Origin of the sequence: Nocardia sp. FBN12 (assembly GCF_050320175.1) — a bacterium.
In the GTDB taxonomy this organism is placed as follows: Bacteria; Actinomycetota; Actinomycetes; order Mycobacteriales; family Mycobacteriaceae; genus Nocardia.
This window is the reverse complement of sequence record NZ_CP190048.1, coordinates 5,486,135-5,510,269: the sequence shown is the minus strand read 5'-3', so window position 1 is coordinate 5,510,269 and position 24,135 is coordinate 5,486,135. Positions and strand designations below refer to the sequence as shown.

The window sequence follows — 24,135 nt, the reverse complement described above, 5'->3', positions numbered from 1 at the left end:
CGCGCTGCCCGGCTGATCACCAGGCCACCACGTTTCAGGCGAGGTGGACGAGCATCTTGCCGGTGTTGGCGCCGGTGAGGACGCCGAGGAAGGCGGCGGGGGCCTGGTCGAGGCCCTCGTAGACGGTTTCGGTGGTGTGCAGGGTGCCGTCGGCGAGCCAGCCCGCGGCCTTGGCGATGTACTCGCCGAAGATCGGGAAGTAGCTGGTCACCAGCATGCCGCGCAGGCTGGCCTCCTTCGTCGCGGCGAGATACAGGTCGGGGGTCTGCTGGGCGGAGGCGCCGTTGTAGCCGCTGATCGCGCCGACCAGGGCGATGCGGCCGTGCTGGTTGAGTGCCTCGATAGCGACCTTCAGGTGTTCGCCGCCGACACTGTCGAGGTAGACATCCACCCCCTCGGGCGCCGCCGCCGCGAGCTGTCCACCGAGATCGCCGGCGCGGTAATCGATCGACGCGTCGAAACCGAACTCAGCCAGCAACTTCCGGGCCTTGACGGGACCGCCGGCCGAACCGATGACCCGCTTCGCGCCCAGCGCCTTCGCGATCTGGCCCGCCACGCTGCCGACCGCTCCCGCGGCCGCCGAGATGAAGACGGTGTCACCGGGCGCCACCTCGGCGACATCGGTGAGCGCGGCGTAGGCGGTGAGTCCCGTGGTGCCGAGCACACTCAGGAAGTGCTGCGGTGCAGCGAGTTCCGGATCGATCGGCGTGGCGGTGGCCGCGGCGACGATGGCGTGTTCGCGCCAGCCGGCGAAGTGCGAAACCGTTGCCCCGACCGCGATGTCGGCCGAGCGGGACGCGATCACCTCGCCGACCGCCGAACCATCGAGGGCCGCACCGAGTTCGAACGGCGCGATGTAGGACTCCTTGTCGTCCATCCGGCCACGCATGTACGGGTCGACCGACATCCAGGTGTTGCGGACCAGGATCTGGCCCTCGGTGAGCTCCGGCAGCTCCCGCTGCACCAGGGCGAAATCGCCGGCGACCGGTGCGCCGTTCGGGCGGGCGGCGAGGTGGATCTCGCGGGTGAAGGTGGGCAGTGCGCGGGTGGCCGTGTTCGACATGATCGAGCCTTCTTTCGAGGTCAGCCGGTGTTTCTCGCCGGTGATGACTACGTTATGGCGCGCGATCGGCCCTATCGAGGTCCGCGCGCGCCACCACCCGGTCCGTTCGCGCCACGTGTTGCGGGGCTGCCGCCAGCGGGGTGGGTCAGCGAGCTGGGTGAGCGGCTGATGTTTCGCCGGTCCATCGGTGGAAGGCCTTGCGGAGGGCGCGGTCGTCAGTGAAGGCGAGGCGCTGGGCGATCACGCTTCTGGTAAGTCCTTGGTCCAGCAGGGTTCTCGCGCGTTCGTAGCGGAGTAGGTCGAGTTCGTCGCGCCAGGTGGTGCCGTGTTCGGCGAGATGGCGCTGGAGGGTGCGCTGGCTCATCGCCAGTGCTCTCGCGACTCGCGGGAGGGTCGGGTCGGCGGCGTCGAGGGCGGCGGCGAGGGCGATGCGAAAGGCATCGAGGGGGTCGGTGATGGTGCGCGAGGACGAGAGGACCAGGCCGGCGTGGCTGCGCATCAGGTCGGCGAGCATCGGGTCGGCGCGGGGGAGCGGGGCGTCGGCGTCGTCGGCGTGGAAGGTGATCGAGTCGGCATCCGCCTCGAATTCGATGCTGTCCGTACCGAATACGGCGGACAGATCGGCGCGGTCCGCCGGTGCGTGGTGACCGAAACTCACCCGGGTCGGAACGAGGGGACGGCCGGTCGCCTCGCGGGCCCGGCGCAGGTAGTAGGCCATCACGTACTCGTTGACCACCGACGCCACCGCGGGATCGCCTGCCGAGGTGCGATAGCCGATGGTGAGATCGCCCTCGCCGGACAGCTCGAAACCTTCGGTGGCCGCGGTGACCAGGCGGTGATACGGCAGGGCGGCATGCAGTGAATCCCGCAGTGTCGCACCGCCTGTCACCAGGTAGTCCCAGGTGTTCAGCGTGCCGAGCGGCGCGGCGGCGGCCACCGCGGCCCCCGCCCCGACCGGCCGCGCGTGCGCGATCAACTCCCACAGCCGCAGCAGTGAACTCATCGGAATCCGGTTCAGCTCGCCGCGCAACACCACCTCGTCGGTGCCGGGGATCCGCGTCAACTGCTCCTCGGCGGCCCCAGCGTGCCTGGCGGCCTGGACCAGTAGCCGCACCAGGTGCGTCGACACCGTGCCGTCGAGCCGACTGCCGATTCCGTCCGCCGACCCAGCACCGCTCACCTCCCCGACCTTACTGCGAGGCCCGGTGCCGAGGCGGCCCGTCGCGGGCTCATCTCACCTATGTGGGGGACGGGTGGGTGAACTCTCCGAAACAGAGTTAGGCTCGGTGACGTGACTTCCCACTACGATGTCGTCGTTCTCGGCGCTGGTCCCGGCGGATATGTCGCCGCGATCCGTGCCGCTCAACTCGGCCTGCGAACAGCGATTGTCGAGCAGAAATACTGGGGTGGCGTGTGCCTGAACGTGGGCTGCATCCCGTCCAAGGCACTGCTGCGCAACGCCGAGCTGGCCCATATCTTCCAGAAGGAAGCCAAGACCTTCGGCATCTCCGGTGAGGTCAGCTTCGACTTCGGTGCCGCCTTCGATCGCAGCCGCAAGGTGGCCGACGGTCGGGTCAAGGGCGTGCACTTCCTGATGAAGAAGAACAAGATCGACGAGTTCGACGGCCTCGGTACCTTCACCGGCCCGAACTCGATCGATGTCGCCCTCACCAAGGGTGGCAGCGAGACGGTCACGTTCGACAATGTCATCATCGCCACCGGCACCACCACCAAGCTGCTGCCGGGCACCCAGCTCTCCGAGAACGTGGTCACTTACGAGGAGCAGATCCTCACCCGCGACCTACCCGGCTCGATCCTGATCGTCGGCGCGGGCGCGATCGGCATGGAGTTCGCCTACGTCCTCAAGAACTACGGCGTCGACGTGCGGATCGTGGAGTTCCTCGACCGCGCGCTGCCCAACGAGGACGCCGACGTCTCCAAGGAGATCACCAAGCAGTACAAGAAGCTCGGCGTCACCATCACCACCGGTGCGGCCGTGCAGTCGATCGACGACGACGGCTCCAAGGTCACCGTCCAGATCAAGGACAACAAGTCCGGCTCGATCGAGACCGTCACCGTCGACAAGGTGCTGCAGGCCGTCGGCTTCGCGCCGCGGGTGGAAGGCTACGGCCTGGAGACCACCGGCGTCGCGCTCACCGACCGTGGCGCGATCGAGATCGACGACTACATGCGCACCAACGTGGCGCACATCTACGCGATCGGTGACGTCACCGCCAAGCTGCAGCTCGCCCACGTGGCGGAGGCGCAGGGCGTGGTCGCGGCCGAGACCATCGGCGGCGCCGAGACGATGACCCTCGGTGACTACCGGATGATGCCGCGCGCCACCTTCTGCCAGCCGCAGGTCGCCAGCTTCGGTCTCACCGAGCAGCAGGCCCGCGACGAGGGCTACGACGTGAAGGTCGCGACCTTCCCGTTCCAGGCCAACGGCAAGGCACACGGCCTCGGCGACCCGACCGGCTTCGTGAAGCTGATCGCCGACGGCGCGCACGGCGAACTCCTCGGCGGGCACCTGATCGGCCCCGACGTCTCCGAGCTGCTCCCGGAGCTCACCCTCGCCCAGAAGTGGGACCTCACCGTCAACGAGGTGGCCCGCAATGTGCACACGCACCCGACGCTGAGCGAAGCGGTGCAGGAAGCGATCCACGGCCTCGCGGGGCACATGATCAACTTCTGAGAAATCAGCTGAAAAGGCCGGGTACGCGTTCGCGGGCCCGGCCTTTTGGTTTCTATTCGGTATTTTTCCGGGCGTTGATTTGGTGAATCGGGGTCTGTACCACGATGATCGACAACACCTCCAGGTTTGTTGTTCCACGCTCGTGTTCGACATGTTTATGTTCCATGAGATGGTCCCCTCACCCGGGTTGACTCGCGGTGGCGGGCACGGTTGAGAGGGTCTGAAACGCGATGAGCATTTTCGGTTGGGCAGCTCGGATTGCGGCTATGGCCGCGGTGGCTGTAGCCGGACTCGGTACGGTGACGCCGGCTGTGGCTGAACCCCTTTTCCCCGGTGGACCGGACATTCCCGGTGTCACCTCCATCGTTCCCACCGCATCTCCATGCCCCGTTGTCGAAGCCAGGGCGTGCCTGCGGCTGTCGACGAACGAGGCGTGGCTGGTCGACAACGGCCGGGTGATCTTCGGACCGACGCCGATCTCGCACGGCATGGGCGGATACGAAACGCCGCCCGCGGTGACCAGGATTTCCTTCAAGCGGGAATTCCACTGGAGCACGATGCACGATGCGCCGATGCGCTGGGCCACCTTCTTCAACGGTGACATGGCATTTCACGTGGGTCCGATCGATTCGAAATCACACGGTTGTGTGCGCATGACCGAAGACGGCGCCCACCGCTTCTTCGACTACCTGAAGCCGGGCGACATCACCCAGGTGATCGTCTAAGTACGCCGACAACTCACCGGGTCGAGCCGGCCCGGTGAGTTACCGTCTGCTCATGCGCAAGTGGTTGATCGGTGCGGTCGTCGGCATCGTCGTGGTGATGGCGGTAGCGGCCGGTCTGTACGTGGTGATGAATTCACGGACGTATCAGGTGGCGGGGCGGCTGGTGGATCGGGTCGAGACCGACGAGAAGGTCGTCGCGTTGACCTTCGACGACGGCCCGACCGCGCGGACGCCGCAAGTATTGCGGATGCTGGCGCAATCGCAGGTCCCCGCGACCTTCTACCTGGTCGGCGACAACCTCACCGCGCATCCCGAATACGGTGCGGCGATCGTGGGTGCGGGTCACGAGATCGGTAATCACACCTATTCACACCGGCGCATGGTGCTGGTCTCCGGCGATACCGTGCGCGACGAGGTCGAACGGACCGACGCCGAGATCCGTCGCGCCGGGTATCAGGGGCCCATCACCTTTCGCCCGCCCTACGGCAAGAAGCTGTGGTCGCTGCCGCACTATCTGGCCGACCACGATCGCACCACGGTGACCTGGGATGTCGAGCCGGATTCCGCGGGTGGTGCGTCCCGCGAGGCGATCGTCGCCGACACCCTCGCCCAGACCCGGCCGGGCTCGATCATCCTGCTGCACGTCATGCACGGCGACGAGTCGGCTGCGGCGGTGCCCGAGATCGTCAGCGGATTGCGTGCGCGGGGCTACCGATTCGTCACTGTCTCAGAGCTTCTCGCGCGCTGAGTCAATCCGGCACGCCCCCGGCGCGGTGATAGTTCTCCTGCGCGGCGCGGACGGTGTCCATATTGGATTCCAGGACCACGACCAGCGCTCTCAGCTGCTCCGCGACCTCGGCACCCAGTGTTGTGAGGGTGTATTCGACGCGGGGTGGGATCGCTTCCAGCACCTCGCGATGCACCATGCCGTCGCGCTCGAGAGCCTGCAGGGTTTGCGACAGCATGCGCTCGCTCACGCCGTCGACCCGGCGGCGCAGCGCGCTGAAGCGGACCGGGCCGTCGAGTAGCGCGACCAGGGCGAGCACGCCCCAGCGGCCGGCGATGTTCTGCAGGACGGGGCGGGAAGCGCAATTGCGCGCGAAGACGTCGGCTTCCAGCGTGGGGTCGTCGTCCGGCGTCTCGAGCATGCCCCCATCGTACCCACTTGACGCAAGCACCCACTGAAGGCATAGTGCTTACTAATAGTTAGTGCATCAAAAATTGGAGGCAGCGATGACCGTGGCAGTGACAGCGGCAAGTGGACAGCTCGGCAGGTTGGTCGTGGCGGCACTGCTCGACGCGGGGGAGCGGCCGGTCGCGATCGTCCGCGATCCGCGGAAGGTGGCCGACCTGGCCGCGCGCGGTGCCGACGTGCGACAGGCGTCCTACGACGATCCGGCCGCCCTCGACGCCGCCCTGGCCGGTGTCGACCGCGTGTTGCTGATCTCGGGCAATGAATTCGGCAAGCGAATTGACCAGCACACCAACGTGATTCGCGCCGCCGAGCGTGCCGGTGTCGAACTGCTGGCCTACACCAGCATCCCGCGCGCCGACCGCAATCCGATGGCGCTGGCCGCCGAGCATCGCGGCACCGAAGAGGTGCTGGCGACTGCCTCGGTGCCGACGGTACTGCTGCGCAACAGCTGGTACTGGGAGAACTACGGCGGTTCCGTCGCGCACGCGGCGCAGGCCGGTGTCCTCCACGGCGCGATGGGCGATGGCCGGGTCTCTGGTGCGGCCCGAGCCGATTACGCCGAGGCCGCCGCACGCGTGCTGACCAGCGACGGACACGAGGGTCGCGTCTACGAATTGGGCGGTGACGAGGCGCTGACCGGCGCGGATCTCGCCGCGGCGGTCGGTGAGTCGGTGCGCTACGAAAACCTGGCCCCCGACGGCTACGCGGCGGCCCTGCGTGCGGCAGGACTCGACGATCAGGTTGCCGCGTCCCTGGCCGACGCCGACGCCCGCATCGGTGAGGGCTGGCTCGAGGTGGTCACCGGCGACCTCACCAAGCTTCTCGGCCGCCCCGCGACCTCCGCCGCCACGGTATTCGCGCAGTAGTCGTCGCCCTGGTGGCGGCAGTACATGGGCAACTCACCGGGCGCGGGCTAACCTGACCAGATGAGCGACCTCCACCCGCCAACGTCACTTAGCCCCGCGCCGCGGTCTGGCTTGAATACCAGGAGAGGCGGAAAGGCGCACTCTTGGCTGAGTGGACTGCTGTTCGTGATGGGCACCCTGCACTTCGTAGCGCCGAAGCCGTTCGACAAGATCGTGCCGCCGCAGCTGCCCGGCGACCCGCGGACCTACACCTACGCGTCCGGGGTCGCCGAGCTCGGGGTGGCGACCGCGCTGGCCGTGCCGCGGACCCGGCGGCTCGGTGGGTGGCTGGCGGTGGCGCTGTTCATCGGCGTCTTCCCGGCCAATGTCCAGATGACGGTGGACGTGGTCGGTAATCCTAAGGCGCCCAAGGCTTTCAAGGCAGGCGTGCTGGCGCGGTTGCCGCTCCAGATCCCGATGATCGTGGCCGCGTTGCGGGTCGCGCGCCGCTGATCACACCCACTGGACGAGCTGGATGACGACCCCGTTGGGGTCGGTCATCTGGAAGTAGCGCTCGCCCCATTCCTCGGTTTCGATCGGCGTTTCGATCGGGACGCCCGCGGTGCGCAGCCGGTCGTATTCGCCGTCGATGTCGTCGACGACGAAGACGATCAGCAGCCCGTCGCCTGCGCTGCCCGCGATCCGGGCGGGCTTGAACGAACCGAGGCCGGTGCGCAGGTAGATGACGTCCATGCCCGCGTCGGCCCGGGTCAGCGCGACGAAGCCGTCGGCGGCCATCTTCTCGGCGAAGCCGAGGTGCTCGATCAGGAACTGAGCCGAGGCCCGCGGGTCGGTGACATTGAGCGAGACGGCGGAAGCGGTGATCTGCAAGGGTCCTCCTCGGTGGCGGCTAACTCCGTACTTTGTACGCCTTTACTCTGGGCGCCCTTTCGGCGTGCCGCCATATGACCTGGGTCACATCATTTGAACGCGTCGCGTTGGACGCGCAGGGTCGTGATGGTCGACGCCAGCCCCTCGTACTGGTTGATCAGCAGCACGATCTCGATCAGCACCCGCTCGTCGTAGTGTTCAGCCAGTGCGGCCCACGCCGCGTCGTCCACATCGCGGCTGGTCACCAGCTGATCGACGACCCTCAGCAGGGCCCGCTGGCGCGGCGTCCAGCCCTCGGCCTCGGGGCCGGCGGCCACCCGCTCGATCTCGACGGCCGACAGCCCCGCCTTGCGCCCCAGCCGACGATGATGATCGGCCTCGTAGTCGCACTCGCGCAGCCGCGCGACCCGCAGGATCGCCAATTCGGCCTCGGCCCGCGGCAACCTGCCACCCGGCATGAGCTTGCCGGAGAAATGCAGCCAGCCGCGGAAGAGCCCGCCCGTGCGGCCGAGGGTGCTGAATAGGTGCGCGTCCTCGGTGCCCGACGCGCGGGAAAGTACTTGCCAGACAACCCAGTTGATCGGCCCGAGTTCACCGAACCGGCCGGGCGAAACGCGTGGTAGTGGCGCTGAATCCATTTCTGATCCACCTGTCTTCTCGAACATCGTCGGCCAGAATCGGAGCGTACTCGCCGGTATGGCCGTGGTGGGCCGCCTCGAGGGTCTTGCCGGTTTTCTTTGGTTTCCAGTGGTTTTCGGAACAGTTGCGCGTCATGATCGGTGGGTACCGCAGCGCGCAGCGGCGGTGTGAAGTCGCAAGCCTGGTAGGGGAACATCGCACATGCTGGTTCGGATCAGACCGGGTGCCGAGCTCACCGGCGCCGAGCGCGAGCTCGTGGATTGCCTGCGCGCCTATCCGAGTACGGGGCTCGCGCTGATCGATTGCCGGGTGGGTGACCGGCGGCTCGGAGCGGTGCTCGTGACACCGCGCGGGATCACGGTGCTCGAGGTCAAAGGCTTCCGTCGACGGCAGAGCGGGCTGCTCACCGCCACCGCCGACGGCGGCTGGATGATCAGCGACAGCCCGCTGGATTTAGCGGAAGAGCCGTCGAACGGGCTCACCGACCGGGTCGAGCACGGGGTGCACGCGGTGCGGGTCGCGCTCGAACAGGCGTTGCAGGACAGCAGGCATGTGTCCGGTGCGGTGGTGCTGGTCCCGTATCGGGGCGTGGTCGTGCGGCCCGCGCGTACCGCGCTGCGACCGGGCCTCGATGTGCTGGTCGCGAACACAGTCGACGCGCACGAACTGCGGGTTTACCTCGAAGGGTTCTCGGCCGGGCCACGCGAATGGACGATCGAGCGGGTGCTCAACACCTGTACGACGCTCGGGACGACCGAGGTGCCCTCGCGGGCCGAGCTGGCCGAGGAGGGTTTCGACAGCAATCGGCCCGCGCCGACGCCGGTGGTGCCGCAGGTGCGCAGGTTCAGCGAGCCCGCCCCGCCGCCTGATCCGTCGCGCCAGGGAAAGCTCGCGGGCATCGCACTGTTCGCTGCCGCGCTGCTCGGCATTCTCGTCGTCTTCGTGGTGGTCGGTGTGGCGCTGTTCCAGGACTCGCCCAATCCGCGTCCGATGTCGGATACCTCGCAGACCTCGACGACCCGGGCGCCCACCTCGGCGACTCCGCGCAAGACCGAGTGCTGGCCGTTCCAGCAGGACTGTTGATCAATCCCGCACGGCGCGACCGAGTTTGGTGAAGGCGATCGCCTGCTCGGCCCGAACTCGAACGTGGGCGCGGGAGGAATCGATGTGGGCGGTGAGGGTGCGCAGGGCCTGTTCGTCGTCACCGGCCAGCACCTGTTCGGCGATGGTGATGTGATCGGCCGTCATGGCCGCGACCCGTTCGGCGGTGGGCACGTCCATGGTGCGCACCGGGCGAACCCGCAGGTAGACCGCCGCCAGCGCCTCGGCGAGCGCGGAATTGCCTGCCGCCCTGAGCAGTTCGGTGTGGAACTGTTCGTCGGCGGCGACGAGATCGGGTCCGGGTTCGGGTGGGGTGTCGCGGTATTCGAGCCAGCGGGCCAGCTCGGCGCGCACGGTGGGCTGATCGTGCTCGGCCGGAATGTGCACCTGAACCGAACCGCCCGCGACGATCCGTTGAAAACCGCGCGATTCCAGCACAATTCGTAGCTCGTAGAGCTCATCGAGCTCGTTCAGACGTGGGCGATAGAGGTAGAGCCCGTCGCCATGGCGCACAACGAGACCATCGGCCTGCAGCCGGGCCAGCGCCTCGCGCACCGGAGTGCGCGAGACGCCGTAGCGCTCGGCCAGCCGTTCGGCGCGTAACCGTTCGGTCGGCGCCAGCTCCCCGGTGGCGAGGTCGTGCCGCAGTTCGTCGTAGACGCGCGCGGCGAGCGGCACCCGCTTCGTAGCTCCGGCCGCACTCGAACCGCTGACCTCGGCGGACGCCGCGCCCGCACCCGACCCGGTGCCCGAGCCCCTGTCTGCCATGTGTCCGGCGACGTTCAGATGGTCATCGCCGCGCGGACCGCGGACTCCGCACCTGCCCCGCCCGCCCCGGTCGAGCCGAGATGCCCCGAATGCACCACGTAGTACCGCTGCGCGGCCTGTAGCGCGAAGCCGATGTGCTGCTCCACCAGCAGCACGCTCAAGCCGCCGCGCTGCGTCAATTCGATGATGGTGCGCTCGATTTCGGCGACCACCGACGGCTGGATGCCCTCGGTCGGTTCGTCGAGGATGAGCAGCTTCGGCTCGGTGATCAGTGCCCGCGCGATGGCCAGCTGCTGACGTTGACCGCCCGAGAGCAGGCCCGCCTTACGGGTGAGCAGGTCCTTCAGCGCGGGGAACAGATCGAGCGACTCGTCGATCAGGGCCTTACCGCGCTTGCGTCCGTCCGCCACCACCTGCAGGTTCTCGGCGGTGGTGAGCTGCCCGAAGCTCTGCTGGCCCTGCGGCACGTAGCCGATGCCGCGCTTGACCCGTTGCGAGGGTGAGAGTTTGGTGATCTTCTCGCCGTCGAAGGTGATGGTGCCCGACTTGGTGGGCAGCAGGCCGACGGCGGCACGCAGCAGGGTGGTCTTGCCCGCGCCGTTGTGGCCCATGATGGCGACCACGCTGTCGTCGGGCACGGTGAGGCTGATGCCGTGGATCACCTCGGTGCGCCCGTATCCCGAATGGATCTCGTGTAGTTCAAGCATCGGCCGATTCCTTGTCTGTCGCAGCGAGATTCGCGGTGCCGAGATAGACCTCCTGCACCTTCGGATCGGCCTGGACCTGTTCGACGCTGCCCTCGCTGAGTACCTTGCCGCCCGCGAGCACGGTGACCGAGGTGGCGAAGGATCGCATGAAGTCCATGTCGTGCTCGACGACGATCACCACGCGATCACCACCGATGCGGCGCAACAGGTTTCCGGTCTCCTCCCGCTCCTCGGCGCTCATGCCCGCGACCGGCTCGTCGAGCAGCAGCACCGACGCGTTCTGCACGAGCAGCATGCCGATCTCGAGCCACTGCTTCTGCCCGTGCGCGAGGATTCCGGCCGGCTTGTCACGCAGTGCGGTGAGACCGGTTGTCGCCAAGGCCTCTTCGATGCTCGGCAGTACCGACTTGCGGGTACGCAACAGCGACAGCGCCGATCGCCCGGCGCCCGCGGCGATATCCAGGTTCTGCAGCACGGTGAGCTGTTCGAACACACTGGCCGTCTGGAAGGTGCGCCCGACGCCGAGGCGCGCGATCTGGTGCACCTTCTTGCCGAGCAGTTCGGTGCCCGACTTCTGCGCGGAGCCGGTGGCCGGGACCAGGCCGGTGATGGCGTCGATCAATGTGGTCTTGCCCGCGCCGTTCGGGCCGATCAGGAACCGCAGGTCACCCTGCAGCACCGTGAGATCGACGTCGGTGACCGCCTTGAAACCGTCGAAACTGACTGAGAGGCCACGGATTTCGAGGTAGTCGCTGTCCATGCCGGCGTTGCCGCCCGCTTTGGGTTCGTGTGTCATCGCGCTTGCACCTTCTCCTCGGTGACGACCGCTGGTTCTTCCGGTGCGGGTGGCAGCTTCTTGCGACTGTCTAGCCAGCCCTTCAGCATCGGCCACAGCCCGGCCAGACCGGCGGGGATGAACCCGACGACCACGATGAACAGCACACCCTGCATGTAGGTCCAGCCCGACGGGAACGACTCCGACAGCGAGGTCTGCGCCCAGGCCACCCCGATCGCGCCGAGAATCGGCCCGAGCAGCGTGGTGCGGCCACCGATGGCGACGCCGATCAGGAAGGCGATCGACGGGATGACACCGATGTCGGCGGGGGAGATGATGCCGACGATCGGGGTGAACAACGCACCCGCGATACCGGCGAGGAAGGCCGCCACGACGTACGCGACGATCTTGATATTGGCCGGGTCGTAGCCGAGGAAGCGCACGCGCTCCTCCGCGTCACGCACCGCCACCAGCAGTTCGCCGTAGCGGCTGCGGTTGAGCTGACGGATCAGCGCCACCACCACGAGCAAGGTGCCGGACGCGATGAAGAACAGCATCTGCCGGTTGGCCGGGTCGGACAGCTTGAAGCCGAAGAAGGCGCGGAAGTCCGAGAGCCCGGTGAAGCCGCCGATGGCCTGCTGTCCGGTGAGCAGGATCGCCAGCGCCGCCGCCAGCGCCTGGCTCAGGATGGCGAAGTAGGCACCGCGCACGCGACGCTTGAACACGCCGTAACCGAGCACGGCCGCGACCAGCGCGGGTAGCACCAGGATGCCGAGGATGGCGACCGGCGCGGAACTGAACGGCTGCCAGAAGCCGGGGAGTTCGCTGATGCCGGAGATCTCCATGAACTCCGGGACGTCGTTGCCGAGGCGGGCGGCGTCGGCGAGCTGCATGTGCATGGCCATGATGTAGGCGCCGATGCCGAAGAACACGCCCTGGCCGAGGGTGAGCATTCCGCCACGGCCCCAAGCCAATCCGATGCCGGCCGCCACGATGGCGAAGCAGAGGAATTTGGCGAGCAGGTTCAGGCGGAAGTCGCTCAGGACCGCCGGGGCGACAGCGAAGAGAACAATCGCGGCGACCGCGAAACCGGCCAGCGGCGTCAGTCGCGGGTAGGCGCGCAGACGTTCGGTGAGTGCGGTCATGCCAGGCTCCTCGTCCGCACGGTGAACAGGCCCTGCGGGCGGACCTGCAGGAAGATGACGATCAGCACGAACACGATCACCTTCGCGATGGACGCGGTGGTGGAGTATTCGATGAACGAGTTGAGCAGGCCGAGCGCGAACGCCGCGATCACCGTGCCCTTGATCTGGCCGAGGCCACCGATCACCACCACCAGGAACGCGTCGATCAGATAGCTCTGGCCGATGGTGGGACTCGTCGAACCGATCAGGGTGAGCGCCACCCCGGCGACACCGGCCAGGCCGGAGCCGATGAAGAACGTGCTGATATCGGTGAATCTGCTGGAGATGCCGCTGGTTTCGGCAAGCCCGCGATTCTGCACGACGGCGCGAATCCGCCGGCCCATCGGGGTGGTCTTGAGCACGGCGGCCAGCGTGGTCACCGCGACGATCGCCAGGACCAGGATGAAGATGCGGGTCTTGGGAACCACCGCGCCCGCGATAGTGATTCCACCACTGAGCCATTCGGGCACCAGCACGTTCTTGGCGGGCGCGCCGAAGATGTCACGCGCGGCCTGCTGCAGCACGAGCCCGACACCGAAGGTGACGAGCAATGTGTCGAGCGGCCGGTCGTACATGTAGCGGATCAGCCCCATCTCCAGGGCGGCACCGAGCAGGCCGCCGATGAGGAAGCCCATCAGCAGGGATACGGCCAGTGACACGCCGGCCGAGGAGAAGACTTGTTGCACAACGTAAGTGGTGTAGCAACCGGCCATGATGAATTCGCCGTGCGCCATATTGATGACGCCCATCTGACCGAAGGTCAGGGAGAGGCCGAGCGCGGCGAGCAGAAGAATGGATCCCAGACTCAGCCCGGTGAAGAGCTGACTGATCAGCACGTCCATTGCAGTGGACTCCTTGGAGATGGGGCGAGGTGGGACGCGCGCGGTGCGCGTCCCACCTCTGTCGGGCTACTTACTTGAGGCCCTTGGCCCACTCGTAGGACTTCAGGTACGGGTCGGGGGTGATGGCCTTGCCGGAATCCCAGACGGTGTAGATCAGGCCGTCGGGGCGGATCTCACCGATGCGGGCGGTCTTGGTGATGTGGTGGTTGGAGCCGTCGATGGTGACAGTGCCCTCCGGGGCGTCGAAGCTCACGCCGTCGGCCGCGGCCTGAATGTCGGCCACCGCGAACGACTTCGCCTTCTCGACGGTGTTCTTCCACAGGTAGACCGAGGCGTAGGCGGCTTCCATCGGGTCCGAGGTCGGCTTGTCGGCGCCGAAGGCCGCCTTGTAGTCGGCGACGAACTTCTTGTTCGCCGGGGAGTCGACGGTCTGGTAGTAGTTCCAGGCGGTCAGCTGGCCCGCGATGATCTGCGGGCCGATGCCCGCGACCTCCTCCTCGGCGATCGACACCGAAACCACCGGCATCTCAGCGGCTTTCAGGCCCGCGTTGGCGTACTCGCGGAAGAAGGCGACGTTGGAGTCGCCGTTGAGGGTGTTGAACACCGCGCCCGCCTTGGCGGCGCGCACCTTGTTGACGATGGTGGAGAAATCGGTGGAGCCGAGCGGGGTGTAGTCCTCGCCCTTGATCTCGATGCCGTTGGCCGCGGCGTAGGCCTTGATCTCGCGGTTGGCGGTCTGCGGGAAGACGTAGTCGGAGCCGACCAGGTAGAGGGACGTGATGCCCTTCTGCTTCAGGTAGTCCAGCGCGGGGATGATCTGCTGGTTGGTGGTGGCGCCGGTGTAGAAGATGTTCTTGGAGTCTTCCAGGCCCTCGTACTGCACGGGGTAGTAGAGCAGCGAGTTCAGGTTCTCGAACTTGGGCTTCATGGCCTTACGGCTCGACGAGGTCCAGCCGCCGAAAACCGAAGCGACACAGTCGGAGCTGATCAGCTTCTCGGCCTTCTCGGCGAAGGTCTTCGGGTCGGAGGCGCCGTCCTCGAGGACGATCTCGATCTTCTTGCCGAGCACACCGCCCGCCGCGTTGATCTGGTCGACCGCCAGCTTGGTCGAATTGGCCACGGTGACTTCGGAAATGGCCATGGTGCCCGACAGCGAGTGCAGCGAGCCCACCTTGATGGTGTCCTTGCTGGTGTCGACGCAGGAGGCGGCGGTCGAGCCGGTCGACGCGTCGTCGCGCGCACCACAGCCGGTGAGCAGCAGGCCGGCGACGGCCACCGCGGCAGGCACGACAAGTGCCTTGACCAAACGGGATTCAGACATGGGGCGGTTCTCCTCATCAGGTGCAACGGTGGCGCCATACGCGCCACAACGAACACCACCGCTGCTCCCCGGCGACTGGATGTACACCGAGTTGTATACAGCTGCTGTATTCGTGATTCGAGACAGTAGATGGAACTTGTTGCACCCGAATGTCTCCCGATCACGTGCCCGTTTCGTCTGTTTCGTCCGTGTGAATTGTTCGCCGCGGGACTACCGGAGGATCGGCGTACCTACGGTTGCGTAGGAGCGCGCAGGTGCGGCAGGCTCGATCAGTACGACGTCGAGCAGCCGAGCCACGCGGCAATCCGGCCGTGTGCGGTCAGTCGAGGAGGGCCCGATGGGGCACTACAAGGCGAACGTGCGTGACATCGAGTTCAATCTGTTCGAGGTGCTGAACCTGGACAAACTTCTCGACTCCGGCGCCTACGGCGACCTGGACTCCGATACGGTTCGCCAGCTCCTCGACGAGGTGAAACACCTGGCCGAGGGCCCGATCGCGGACTCGTTCGCCGAGGCCGACCGGGAGCCCGTGGTCTTCCAGCCCGATACCAACGACATCACCGTGCCCGAACCACTGCGCAAGACGGTGCGCATGGTGCGCGAGGCGGGCTGGTACCGCCTCGGCATGCCGGCGGGCATGGATGGTACCGCCGCCCCGAATGTGCTGATGTGGGCTGTCAACGAGCTCATCATCTGTGCCAACCCGGCGGCCAGCTTCTACAACATGGGCCCGCCGATGGGCTCGGTGCTCTACGGGGTCGGCAACGAAGACCAGCGGCGCTGGGCGCGGGGCGGGGTCGAGCGCGGGTGGCAGGCCACCATGGTGCTCACCGAGCCCGACGCCGGGTCCGATGTCGGCGCGGGGCGTACCAAGGCTGTGCCGCAGCCCGACGGGTCGTGGCACATCGACGGGGTGAAACGGTTCATTTCCGGCGGTGACGTGGGTGATACGGCGGAGAACATCTTCCACCTTGTGCTCGCTCGGCCGGAGGGCGCCGGCCCCGGCACCAAGGGGCTGTCGCTGTTCTACGTGCCGAAGTTCCTCTTCGATCCCGAGACGCTGGAACTGGGCGACCGCAACGGGGTGTATGTGACCGGGGTCGAGCACAAGATGGGGCTCAAGTCGTCGCCGACCTGCGAGCTGACCTTCGGCGGCACCGCGGTGCCCGCCAAGGGCTGGCTGGTCGGCGATGTGCACAACGGCATCGCCCAGATGTTCGAGGTGATCGAGAACGCGCGGATGACGGTGGGTGTGAAGTCGTCCGGGACGTTGTCGACCGGGTATCTGAACGCACTCGAGTACGCCAAGACACGCGTGCAGGGCGCGGATCTGACGCAGATCGCCGACAAGGCGGCGCCGCGCGTCACCATCACCCATCACCCCGATGTGCGCCGGTCGCTGGCCATGCAGAAGGCCTACGCGGAGGGGCTGCGCGCGGTGTATCTGTACACCGCCGCGCATCAGAACGCGGAGGTCGCGCAGCTGGTATCCGGTGCAGATCCGGAGACCGCGCACCGCGTGAACGATCTGCTGTTGCCGATCGTCAAGGGCGTGGGATCCGAGCGCGCGTACCAGTTGCTGACCGAGTCGCTGCAGACTTTCGGTGGCTCCGGCTATCTGCGGGACTATCCGATCGAGCAGTACATCCGCGACGCCAAGATCGACTCGCTCTACGAGGGCACCACGGCGATCCAGGCGCAGGACTTCTTCTTCCGCAAGATCATTCGCGATCGCGGTGTCGCCCTGGCCCACGTGAACGCGCAGATCAGCGAGTACCTGGACAACGACACCGGCCGTTTCGCCACCGAGCGCGCCTTGCTGCGCACCGCCCAAGCCGACGTCGGCGCCATGGCCGCCACCCTCACCGGCTACGCCATGGCGGCCCGCACCGAGCCGACCGAGCTCTACAAGGTCGGCCTCGGCTCGGTCCGCTTCCTGATGGCGGTCGGCGATCTCCTCATCGCCTGGCGCCTGCTGGTCCAGGCCGACATCGCCGCCGCCACAGCCTCCGACGCCGCACCGCGGGAACGCCCCTTCTACCAGGGCAAAGTCGCCGCGGCGAGCTTCTTCGCCAAGAACGTCCTCCCCGAACTCACCGCTACCAAGAACATCCTCGCCGCCATCGACAACGACATCATGGCCGTCCCGGAGGAAGCCTTCTGAGAGTTATTTGATGAGGTACGGCGAGACCGAGCTCCGGTGTTCGCTGATCTCGAGGGCCTTGCCATGGAGGGGCGCGTGCACTGTCTGGGGAAAGCGCCGACAGGCAAGTAATCGCTTCAGATGTGACGGACGGCCGTTTCCATCGCTGGGCGTAATCCCTCGAAGGCAGGCGCGAAACGGGTGCGCTCAGCGGTCGAGATTCCATTGGCGGCGGAGGTCTGTGCCCAGGTTGCGGTTGCGGCGAGCACTTCACTGAGGGCGGCTGTCGCGTCGTTCGACGTCAGGCCGAAGGCATCTGCCGCCGCCATCAATGCCTCGAGTTCATCGGCGCGTGCGGTCACTCCAGCGATGGAGGTTGTCCGATGTTCTGTGATCTCAGGGTTGGGGTTCACGTCGAAGATCGGTGCTAGTTGCCATCCGCCTGGGTGATGGAGGAAACCGTGATTGCGGAGGTGGTCGTCGGTGTTGTGGATGGCGACGCTGAAGGCGATTCGACGCCACAGGGCGCGCAGGTCTGAGTTCGTCTGTGCGCTGTGCTCGGGGAGCGCCTCGGCGAGGTCGAGATAGTCATGACCTTGTCCGTCGCGCGCTTGCAGCATGGTCATGGCGCTGATGTAGCCGATTCGCTGTCCGTGCGCGCGATCGAATCGGTCGAGGATGAGCACTCCTCGGCCGTCGATCCGGCGCAGAGCGCGAGCGGGGGTCGCGATGCCCGCAGCCTCAGCGAGGTCAAGAGCGGTTTTCTCCCAGGCCATGACATCCCAGGAATCGGCGTGATGTGGAAACTTGGCGATACACAGCCGGTCCTCGTCACGAACCGACGCTTTTGGGCGGGCACCACCCAATGTTGCGGTTCCGGCGGCAAGCAGCAACTTCAGGTCGCTGAAGTCAGCATCATCTCGGGCGAGGTGATCGGAAGCCCTGAGTAGCGAGGGCAATTCGATCAACTTCGGGACCGCCGGGTCAGGATCCAGGAACTCGCCGGTATCGGGCTCGGCAAAGCGGAGCGCGCCCTGACGGGTGAGATCGCTGACTCCGACCAAGTAGTCGACGGGTGTGAGCGCGCGGGGCATCGACTTGTTCGTCTGATCCAGTACCTGGCGGCGCCTCTTGACGAGGTTTTGCCCCCAGCGGTCAGGTGCGCAGTCAGCGAACGCACCGGGCAGACCGGACACGTGGTGCTGTCCTTGATACAGAGGAAGAGCGGGGTCTAGTTCGTAGGCCCCGGGCGTCCGAAGATAGTCGGCGTTGTACTGAAATGAGGTGGCAAGGCTGCCTCGGTGGGTGAAATAGGCAGTGCCTGCCGGGATAGTCCGGCCGTTGATGTCGACGGAGACGATCAGCTCGTCAGGCATCAGCGCACTCGCTTCGGGAGTTGCTGATCAGCGCGGGCGCGGCCGAGGTCGGTCTCGTACGGATCAATGGCTGTGACAACGTTGTCGAGTTGTCCCAGTGCTCGCAGCACGTTCAGATAGGTTTCCATCGAGACCCCCAGTTCGCCCTGTTCGAGGCGCCGGTAGGTGGATCTGGCGACGCCTGCCCGTTCGGAGACTTGCTCGGCGGTGAGGCCGAGAAGTTTTCGCCACGCGACCAGGTGTTCGCCGATGTCGCGTGCCGCTCGAGTGACCCGCGCGGGGGTTCGTCGCTTCACTGCCCCTCCTGCTAATGGCGCGTATATGAACCACTATAGGGTCTTACGGACCAGATACGCTCCATTGAGCTACTTGATGAGGTACGGCGAGACCGAGCTCCGGTGTTCGCTGATGTCGAGGGCCTTGCCGAGGGGTGGGAAGGCGCGTTGGGGGCAGTTGGAGCGGACGCAGACTCGGCAGCCCGCGCCGATGGGGGTGGCGTTGGCCTCGCCGAGGTCGATGCCGTCGGCGTAGACCACGCGGCCCGCGTGGCGGAGTTCGCAGCCGAGGCCGATGGCGAAGGTTTTGCCGGGTTGGCCGTAGCGGGTGGCGCGGCGTTCGACGGTGCGGGCGATCCAGAGGTATTTGCGGCCGTCGGGCATCTGGGCGATCTGAGTCATGATCTTGCCGGGGTAGGCGAAGGTCTCGTAGACGTTCCAGAGGGGGCAGGTGCCGCCGCTGGCGGAGAAGTGGAAACCGGTGGCGGACTGGCGTTTCGACATATTTCCGGCGCGGTCGACGCGGACGAAGGAGAAGGGGACGCCGCGCAGGGTGGGCCGTTGCAGGGTCGACAGGCGGTGACAGATGGTTTCGAAACTCTGCGAGAAGTGGGCTGACAGGCGCTCGATGTCGTACCGGAAGTTCTCGGCTACCTCGTGAAAATGCGTGTAGGGCAAGACGATTGCGGCGGCGAAATAGTTCGCCAGACCGAGCATCGCGAGTTTGTACGAGGATTCGGACGCGAAATTGCCTTCGTCGACCAGCTTTTCGAGTAGTGGGCCACATTCGAGATAGGCGAGTTCGGCGGCCAGTTTGAAAGTGCGCTGCCCGCCGGACAGGTGCGGGGAGATCTCGAGCTGTTTGGTCTCGGGGTCGTAGTGGTGCAGCACGCCCTCGCCGAGGTCGATGCGCTCGCTGATCCGCACGCCGTGCGCGCGCAGCAGACGCACGATCTCGGTGCTCACCTCGCCGCCGTGGAATCGGATACGCGCGGTGAGATCTTCTGCGGCGGTGTCCAATTCGTGAATGTAGTTCTGCCGCTGGTAGAAGTAGTCGCGCACTTCCTCGTGCGGCTTGCTGATCGCGGCGCTGCCCGCACCGTCGGCGAACCGGTCCTCGGTGGCGGCGGCAAGCTGCGCGCTGGTGTTGCGGTAGCGGTTGTGCATGGCCACCAGGGCGCGCGCCATCGACGGATGCGCGGAGACCATGTCGGCGATCTGCTGGGTATCGGCCTCGATACCGAGCTCGGCGTCCATCACCACTTCGGACAGCTCGGCGATGAGGCGGGTGTCGTCCTGGGCGGAGAAGAAGGTGGGGTCGACGCCGAAGACCTCGTTGATGCGCGTGAGCACCGGCACGGTGAGCGGTCGCACGTCGTGTTCGATCTGGTTCAGATAACTGGCCGAGATCTCCAGTTTCTGCGCGAGCGCGACCTGGCTCAGCCCACGCTCGGTGCGCAGCTGGCGCAGCCGCGCTCCGACGTAGGTCTTGGCCATATGTCCAGTTTAGAGCTGCTTTCGCAGGCGTGCCAACCCTTTGTTAACAACGGTGCGCAGCGTTGTGACCGCTGCGGATCACGACCGGGGCGCTCGACAACGTAGGGCCACGCCCTGGGGATCATCCGTCGAGGAAGTTCAGCAGTTCCGCCGTGACGAACCGCGGGTTCTCCTCGACGAGCCAGTGTCCTGCGTTCGGCACGTCCACTGCCCGCACGATGTTGGTCATCCGTGGGGCCGCGGTCGCCCGTACCGGGTCGAGCTGCCCCTGGGCGGTCATCAGCAGCGTGGGCACCTGGGTCGGTGTTGCTGCCACGGCATCGCGGACGTCCTGGTCGAGGGCTCGGTAGAGCTCGAAGCCGCCTGCCATTTTCTCGGGTTGGCTGTAAGTCCGTGCGTACTCATCGATTTCGGCATCGGTGAACGGGGAGCGGTCCGACGTGCCACCGAAGGCCGATCCGCCGAAGGAGACCTGGGGATAGAACAGCGCCAGGTACTCGCGGACGTCGTCGTCGACGACAGCCTCGGGGACCCGCCGCTGGGAGTGGAAGGCGATATGCCAGCTCATCGAACGGTAGGTGGGCGCATCGATCGCGGGTCCGGGGAGTGGCAGGTCGAGGTAGCCGAGGCGCGCGGTGTCGGCGGGGAACTGGGTGGCGTAGTGGAATGCCACCGCGGCGCCGAAATCGTGCCCGACGATGCGGGCGTCACGCACCCCGAGCCGATCGGCGATCAGGGTGTGCACGTACCGGGCCATGGTGGCTTTGTCGTAGCCGCTCGGTGCGCCGGTGCTGTCGCCGAGCCCGGGCAGGTCGATGGCGTAAACGGTGTGCTTCTCGGCCAGGTCCGGCATGATCGGCCACCAGCCGAACCAGGTCTGTGGCCAACCGTGGATCAGCACCACCGGCGTGCCGCTGCCGCCGGTCACGTAGTGCATCCGGACCCCGTCGATATCGGCGAACTCGTGGCGGAAGGTTTTGTCGAACTCCGGGTCGTTGTGGGTGGCAACGGCGTACGGGGGAACGGCGGGGGTCGGCGTGGAGCACCCCGCGGTGCCGACCGTGAGCAGGAGCGCGAGCGTGGCGGTCGCCATCGCGCGTGCGGAGCGGTGGAAGCGGTGCGGCGACGGCCGGGTTGCGGTGATCATGGGTTCCTGTCCTGGGGGAGTCAGGCGGATCAGACGGTGCGGCGGATCAGTAGGACGTGGTCGGTGACCTCGGCGGTGCGCCCATCCGGTCCCGTCGCGATCCGGCGGGGTGCGTCGGCCCGCTCGACGAGCCACGTCGCCGGATCTGGATCAATATCCGCCGCGACTTCCCGCGGGCTCGGGTAGCGCAGGTCAGGGTCCTGATTCCACGACCATGGCGCGGTCGAGCCGTGGTCGACGATCAGCAGTCGCCCGCCCGGACGCAGCGCGTGCGCGGCCCCGCGCAGGACGGTCGACCGATCCAGGTCGAAGGGGGTGTGTAGATAGTGGGCGGAGATCAGGTCGAATCGGCCCTGCGGGAAGGACTTCCGCAGGTCGTGCTGCTTGGCGGTGACGTGGGTACCCAGGCCGCGTGAGTTGGTGAGGGCGGTGAGCCGCGCGATCGCCACGGCCGAGATGTCGACGGCGGTGACGTGCCAACCCCGCTCGGCGAGCCAGAGCGTGTCGCCGCTGTCACCGCATCCGAGATCCAATGCGTCCGCGGGTGACAGATCCGAGACCACCTCGGTGAGACGGTCGTTCGGCCGCGGGTCGGTTGCTGCCGAACGGCCTTCGTAGACGCCGTTCCAGAAGGTGACCGCATCGGTGGCGCTCATCAAGACTCCTTTGATCGGGATACCTCAGTGTTTCCGGACCCAGGACGATCTGGCACGCAATCTTGCTGTTCCGGCAAGATCAACTCATGGATCGTGAATCAGAAGACGTGCTCGACCTGGTCGGCCCGCGGCTGCGTGCGCTGCGTCGCGACCGCGGCATCACGCTCGCCGACCTGTCGGCGCGCACGGGGGTATCGGAGAGCACCCTGTCTCGACTGGAGAGCGGGCAGCGCCGGGCGACGCTGGAGTTGCTGCTGCCGCTCGCGCGCACCTACGACGTTCCGCTGGACGATCTCGTCGGTGCCCCGCGCACCGGCGACCCGCGAATCCACCTGAAGCCGATCCGGCGGTTCGGGCTGATCTTCGTGCCGCTGTCGCGACGGCCGGGTGGGGTGCAGGCGTTCAAGATGATCATTCCCGCGGTGCCGGAACCGCTCGAACCGACACCGCAGACACATGACGGTTTCGAATGGCTGTACGTGCTCAACGGGCGCCTGCGGCTGGTGCTCGGCGAGCGCGACCTGACCTTGCCGCCCGGTGAGGCCGCCGAGTTCGACACATCCTTGCCACACTGGCTCGGCAGTGCCGACGGCGGTGCGGTCGAACTACTTATCCTGTTCGGCGTGCAAGGGATGCGTGCGCACGTGCGCGCCGACGTACCTGGGTCAAAGGGCCATTGATATGTGACCGTCTGTCCGTCACCAGCTGTGTCACACCCTCGCGATAGTGTCGTCAGGTGCTGTTCAGCGATGTCGTCACGGCCTCGGAGACCGTGCGGGCGACTCGGTCGCGCAAGGCGAAGATCGCCGCGCTGGCCGAGCTCTTCGGTGCCGCGGGCCCGGACGAGATCGGCATTGTGGTGGCGTGGTTGTCCGGTGAGCTGATGCAGGGCCGGATCGGGGCGGGTTGGCGCACGGTGGCGGGGCTCGACACCTCGCCGAGCGACGAGGCGCGCCTCGTGGTCGCGGCGGTGGACGACGTCTTCACGCAGCTCACCGGACTGAGCGGCCCAGGATCGACCACCCGGCGTCGCGAATTGCTGACCGCGCTCTTCACGGCCGCGACCGCGGAAGAACAGTCCTTCCTGATCCGCCTGCTCACCGGCGAACTCCGCCAGGGCGCGCTCACCGCGATCGTCGTCGAAGCGCTTGCCCAGTCCACCGGCATCCCCGTCGAGGTCGTGCGCCGCGCCCACATGCTCTCTGGCCAACTCCCGGCCACCGCGATCGCCGCGCTCGCGGGCGGCGAAGCAGCACTGTCGGCGTTCCGCCTCGAAGTGGGCCGCCCCGTCGCGCCGATGCTGGCCTCACCCGGCGGCTCGCTGGACGAGGCACTGGCCGAACTCGGCTCCGACATCAGCGTCGAGCACAAACTCGACGGCGCCCGCATCCAGGTGCACCGCGACGGCGACCAGGTCTGGGTCTTCACCAGAACCCTGCGCGACATCACCGCCGGCGTCCCCGAACTCGTCGACCTCGTCAAGACCCTCGACTGCGCCACCGTTGTCCTCGACGGTGAAACCCTCGCGCTCACCGACGCGGGCCGCCCCCGCCCGTTCCAGGAAACAATGAGCCGCTTCGCCACCATCGGCGACCCGCGCCGGCTGCACCCGTACTTCTTCGACTGCCTGCACCTCGACGGCACCGACCTCATCGACGAACCGCTGCGCGTGCGCCGCACCGCCCTGGAACAGGTCGCGGGCGACCACAGCATCCCCGCGCTCATCGCACCGACCCCCGAGGCCGCCGCCGACTGCTACGACGACGCGCTCGCCGTCGGCAACGAAGGCGTGATGGTGAAGGCACTCGACGCCCCGTACGCCGCGGGCAGGCGCGGCAAGGCCTGGCAGAAGATCAAACCCGCGCACACCCTCGACCTGCTGGTGATCGGCGCCGAATGGGGCTACGGCCGCCGCACCGGTTTCCTGTCGAATCTGCATCTGGCAGCCGTTGATCCGGCGACCGGCGAGCCGGTGATGGTCGGCAAGACCTTCAAGGGCCTGACCGACGAACTGCTCCGCTGGCAGACCGAGGAATTCCCGCGCCACGAAACTCACCGCGACGGTCCGACCGTGTACCTGCGCCCGCGACTCGTCGTCGAGATCGCGCTCGACGGCGTCCAGACCAGTACCCGATATCCGGGCGGGGTGGCGCTGCGGTTCGCCCGAGTTGTCCGGTATCGGCCGGACAAGGAACCGGCGCAGGCCGACACCATCGACGCGGTGCGCGCACTCGGCTGAGGTCAGCCCCGGTAAACGGCGACTTACCCGCAACAGTTTGGCAATCCGGCG

25 protein-coding genes are annotated in these 24,135 nt (G+C 66.9%); 9 read left to right on the top strand and 16 right to left on the bottom strand.

Annotated features, from left to right (window positions below):
* Positions 1–34: 34 nt before the first annotated feature.
* On the bottom strand, positions 35–1,063 hold the full coding sequence (locus ACQHI0_RS25965; RefSeq protein ID WP_427904404.1) for an NADP-dependent oxidoreductase: 1,029 nt from the start codon (positions 1,061–1,063) through the stop codon (positions 35–37).
* Between the two features lie 145 nt (positions 1,064–1,208).
* Positions 1,209–2,243 carry an AraC family transcriptional regulator ligand-binding domain-containing protein gene (locus ACQHI0_RS25960; protein WP_427904403.1) on the bottom strand — a complete coding sequence of 345 codons (1,035 nt, stop codon included), beginning with the start codon at positions 2,241–2,243 and terminating at the stop codon, positions 1,209–1,211.
* 111 nt (positions 2,244–2,354) lie between these two features.
* On the opposite strand from ACQHI0_RS25960, the gene lpdA reads away from it, so the two are divergent.
* From lpdA to ACQHI0_RS25945, 3 genes are all read left to right on the top strand, one after another.
* Positions 2,355–3,758 carry a dihydrolipoyl dehydrogenase gene (gene lpdA / locus ACQHI0_RS25955; protein WP_427904402.1) on the top strand — a complete coding sequence of 468 codons (1,404 nt, stop codon included), beginning with the start codon at positions 2,355–2,357 and terminating at the stop codon, positions 3,756–3,758.
* Positions 3,759–4,069: 311 nt separating this feature from the next.
* On the top strand, positions 4,070–4,483 hold the full coding sequence (locus tag ACQHI0_RS25950) for a L,D-transpeptidase (protein WP_427904401.1): 414 nt from the start codon (positions 4,070–4,072) through the stop codon (positions 4,481–4,483).
* A gap of 52 nt (positions 4,484–4,535) precedes the next feature.
* The gene (locus tag ACQHI0_RS25945) at positions 4,536–5,231 is read left to right on the top strand and encodes a polysaccharide deacetylase family protein (protein WP_427904400.1); all 696 of its coding nucleotides are present in this window, start codon (positions 4,536–4,538) and stop codon (positions 5,229–5,231) included.
* Position 5,232: 1 nt separating this feature from the next.
* On the opposite strand, the gene ACQHI0_RS25940 is transcribed toward ACQHI0_RS25945, so the two are convergent.
* Positions 5,233–5,631, bottom strand: coding sequence for a winged helix-turn-helix transcriptional regulator (locus ACQHI0_RS25940; RefSeq protein ID WP_427904399.1), 399 nt, complete (start codon positions 5,629–5,631; stop codon positions 5,233–5,235).
* A gap of 85 nt (positions 5,632–5,716) precedes the next feature.
* Here ACQHI0_RS25940 and ACQHI0_RS25935 point away from each other — a divergent pair, with 85 nt between their 5' ends.
* Complete coding sequence (locus ACQHI0_RS25935) at positions 5,717–6,544, top strand: NAD(P)H-binding protein (RefSeq protein WP_427904398.1); 828 nt, start codon at positions 5,717–5,719, stop codon at positions 6,542–6,544.
* A 168-nt stretch (positions 6,545–6,712) separates the two neighbouring features.
* Positions 6,713–7,036: a DoxX family protein gene (locus tag ACQHI0_RS25930; RefSeq protein ID WP_427909300.1), complete on the top strand. Its 324-nt coding sequence runs from the start codon at positions 6,713–6,715 to the stop codon at positions 7,034–7,036.
* Here ACQHI0_RS25930 and ACQHI0_RS25925 read toward each other — a convergent pair whose 3' ends face one another.
* Together ACQHI0_RS25925 and ACQHI0_RS25920 are read right to left on the bottom strand one after the other, a co-directional pair.
* Complete coding sequence (locus ACQHI0_RS25925) at positions 7,037–7,414, bottom strand: VOC family protein (RefSeq protein ID WP_427904397.1); 378 nt, start codon at positions 7,412–7,414, stop codon at positions 7,037–7,039.
* 89 nt (positions 7,415–7,503) lie between these two features.
* On the bottom strand, positions 7,504–8,052 hold the full coding sequence (locus ACQHI0_RS25920) for a carboxymuconolactone decarboxylase family protein (RefSeq protein ID WP_427904396.1): 549 nt from the start codon (positions 8,050–8,052) through the stop codon (positions 7,504–7,506).
* A gap of 202 nt (positions 8,053–8,254) precedes the next feature.
* On the opposite strand from ACQHI0_RS25920, the gene ACQHI0_RS25915 reads away from it, so the two are divergent.
* Positions 8,255–9,136, top strand: a complete 882-nt coding sequence (locus ACQHI0_RS25915; RefSeq protein ID WP_427904395.1) for an NERD domain-containing protein — start codon at positions 8,255–8,257, stop codon at positions 9,134–9,136.
* On the opposite strand, the gene ACQHI0_RS25910 is transcribed toward ACQHI0_RS25915, so the two are convergent.
* The 6 genes from ACQHI0_RS25910 to urtA form a co-directional block, all read right to left on the bottom strand.
* Positions 9,137–9,922, bottom strand: coding sequence for a GntR family transcriptional regulator (locus ACQHI0_RS25910; RefSeq protein WP_427904394.1), 786 nt, complete (start codon positions 9,920–9,922; stop codon positions 9,137–9,139).
* Between the two features lie 14 nt (positions 9,923–9,936).
* Complete coding sequence (urtE, locus tag ACQHI0_RS25905) at positions 9,937–10,629, bottom strand: urea ABC transporter ATP-binding subunit UrtE (RefSeq protein WP_427904393.1); 693 nt, start codon at positions 10,627–10,629, stop codon at positions 9,937–9,939.
* Positions 10,622–11,425, bottom strand: coding sequence for an urea ABC transporter ATP-binding protein UrtD (urtD, locus tag ACQHI0_RS25900; RefSeq protein ID WP_427904392.1), 804 nt, complete (start codon positions 11,423–11,425; stop codon positions 10,622–10,624). Before urtD ends, urtE begins: the two co-directional genes overlap by 8 nt.
* Positions 11,422–12,549: an urea ABC transporter permease subunit UrtC gene (urtC, locus tag ACQHI0_RS25895; RefSeq protein WP_427904391.1), complete on the bottom strand. Its 1,128-nt coding sequence runs from the start codon at positions 12,547–12,549 to the stop codon at positions 11,422–11,424. Before urtC ends, urtD begins: the two co-directional genes overlap by 4 nt.
* Positions 12,546–13,430 (bottom strand): urea ABC transporter permease subunit UrtB, encoded by an 885-nt coding sequence (gene urtB, locus ACQHI0_RS25890; protein ID WP_427904390.1) that lies wholly within the window; start codon positions 13,428–13,430, stop codon positions 12,546–12,548. Before urtB ends, urtC begins: the two co-directional genes overlap by 4 nt.
* A gap of 70 nt (positions 13,431–13,500) precedes the next feature.
* Positions 13,501–14,751: an urea ABC transporter substrate-binding protein gene (gene urtA, locus ACQHI0_RS25885; protein ID WP_427904389.1), complete on the bottom strand. Its 1,251-nt coding sequence runs from the start codon at positions 14,749–14,751 to the stop codon at positions 13,501–13,503.
* A gap of 337 nt (positions 14,752–15,088) precedes the next feature.
* On the opposite strand from urtA, the gene ACQHI0_RS25880 reads away from it, so the two are divergent.
* Positions 15,089–16,915 (top strand): acyl-CoA dehydrogenase, encoded by a 1,827-nt coding sequence (locus ACQHI0_RS25880; RefSeq protein WP_427904388.1) that lies wholly within the window; start codon positions 15,089–15,091, stop codon positions 16,913–16,915.
* A 116-nt stretch (positions 16,916–17,031) separates the two neighbouring features.
* Here the strand turns inward: ACQHI0_RS25880 and ACQHI0_RS25875 are convergent, their stop codons facing one another.
* The 5 genes from ACQHI0_RS25875 to ACQHI0_RS25855 form a co-directional block, all read right to left on the bottom strand.
* A complete protein-coding gene (locus tag ACQHI0_RS25875; RefSeq protein WP_427904387.1) occupies positions 17,032–18,270 on the bottom strand; it encodes a type II toxin-antitoxin system HipA family toxin in 1,239 nt (412 codons plus the stop codon).
* Positions 18,270–18,566, bottom strand: a complete 297-nt coding sequence (locus tag ACQHI0_RS25870; RefSeq protein ID WP_427904386.1) for a helix-turn-helix domain-containing protein — start codon at positions 18,564–18,566, stop codon at positions 18,270–18,272. The genes ACQHI0_RS25875 and ACQHI0_RS25870 overlap by 1 nt, the downstream gene beginning before the upstream one ends.
* A 69-nt stretch (positions 18,567–18,635) precedes the next feature.
* Positions 18,636–20,042: an acetate metabolism transcriptional regulator RamB gene (gene ramB / locus ACQHI0_RS25865; RefSeq protein WP_427904385.1), complete on the bottom strand. Its 1,407-nt coding sequence runs from the start codon at positions 20,040–20,042 to the stop codon at positions 18,636–18,638.
* A 121-nt stretch (positions 20,043–20,163) separates the two neighbouring features.
* Entirely contained in the window at positions 20,164–21,189 is a 1,026-nt protein-coding gene (locus ACQHI0_RS25860) for an alpha/beta fold hydrolase (RefSeq protein WP_427904384.1), read from the bottom strand.
* 29 nt (positions 21,190–21,218) lie between these two features.
* Positions 21,219–21,845, bottom strand: coding sequence for a class I SAM-dependent methyltransferase (locus ACQHI0_RS25855; protein ID WP_427904383.1), 627 nt, complete (start codon positions 21,843–21,845; stop codon positions 21,219–21,221).
* Positions 21,846–21,931: 86 nt separating this feature from the next.
* Between ACQHI0_RS25855 and ACQHI0_RS25850 the strand changes: the two genes are divergently transcribed.
* Positions 21,932–22,525 carry a helix-turn-helix domain-containing protein gene (locus ACQHI0_RS25850; protein WP_427904382.1) on the top strand — a complete coding sequence of 198 codons (594 nt, stop codon included), beginning with the start codon at positions 21,932–21,934 and terminating at the stop codon, positions 22,523–22,525.
* Between the two features lie 56 nt (positions 22,526–22,581).
* On the top strand, positions 22,582–24,084 hold the full coding sequence (locus ACQHI0_RS25845; protein ID WP_427904381.1) for an ATP-dependent DNA ligase: 1,503 nt from the start codon (positions 22,582–22,584) through the stop codon (positions 24,082–24,084).
* Positions 24,085–24,135 lie beyond the last annotated feature (51 nt).